At 69.3% G+C, this 1,174-nt stretch carries 1 protein-coding gene; it reads left to right on the top strand.

Going from position 1 to position 1,174, the window contains the following annotated elements:
• Nucleotides 1–16 precede the first annotated feature (16 nt).
• Nucleotides 17–1,174: cytochrome D1 domain-containing protein (locus tag ACGF4F_RS37360; RefSeq protein ID WP_393085267.1), on the top strand; the 1,158-nt coding region annotated here is incomplete at its 3' end.

Below are 1,174 nucleotides of genomic sequence, written 5' to 3' on the forward strand. Positions count from 1 at the left end.
AGTGTCCCGTCGACAGTTGTTGGCTGCCGTCCCGGTCCTGGTTCTGTCGGCCGGGCTGCTGGCCTGCACCGACCGGGCGCCTACTCGGGAGGCGGTGACCAGCCCGTCCGCCGGCCGGTCGGCGGACGGGTCGTTTGGGCCGCTGGTGTCGGGGATGCCGAGTTATCCGGCGGCCGGCAACGTCTACGCCGCGGCCGGCCCCGGTCAGCTCGCCGCGCCGGTGCGCGGGGACCGGCCGCTGGTGTATGTGCCGAACACGAAGAGCAACGACGTGTGGGTGATCGACCCGGCGACGTTCACGGTGGTGCGGAAGTTCCCCGGCGGGCCGGAGCCGCAGCACGTGGTGCCCTCCTACGACCTGCGCACCCTCTATGTGGCCTCCAGCCAGATCCCCAACGGTGGCCTGGTCCCGATCGACGCCCGCACCGGCGACCCGGGCCAGTTCCGCAAGCTCGAAGACGTCTACAACCTCTACTTCACCCCCGACGGCAAACAGGCGATCGTGGTCGCCGAGGCGTACCAGCGGCTCGACTTCTACGACCTGGGCACCTGGCAGCGGGTGCGGTCGGTCCGGTTCCCCGAGTGCGGCGGCATCAACCACATGGACTACACCGCCGACGGCAAGACCATGCTGTTCAGCTGCGAGTTCGCCAACCGGATGCTCGTCCTGGACACCACCAGCCTCCGCAAACTGCGTGACTTCCGGCTCACCGAGGCCTCCGACGGCATGCCCCAGGACACCCGACTCACCCCCGACGGGCAACACTTCCTGGTCGCCGACATGCACGCCCACGGCGTGTACGTCTTCGACGGCCAGGCCACCCGCCAGACCGGATTCATCCGCACCGGCCGAGGCGCCCACGGCATCTACTTCAGCCGCGACGCCCGACTCGCCTACGTCACCAACCGCGACGAAGGCAGCGTCACCGTCCTCGACCTGACCACCCTGAAACCCACCACAACCTGGCGGATCCCCGGCGGCGGCAGCCCCGACATGGGCGGCCTCTCCGCCGACGGCAAACAACTCTGGCTCTCCGGCCGCTACCACGACGAGGTATACGTCCTCAACACCGACAACGGCAAACTACTAGCCCGAATCCCCGTCGGCCGCGGCCCACACGGCCTCACCATCTGGCCCCAACCCGGCCGCTACTCCCTCGGCCACACCGGAAAC

It is taken from the genome of Micromonospora sp. NPDC047740 (assembly GCF_043204735.1).
GTDB lineage: Bacteria > Actinomycetota > Actinomycetes > Mycobacteriales > Micromonosporaceae > Micromonospora.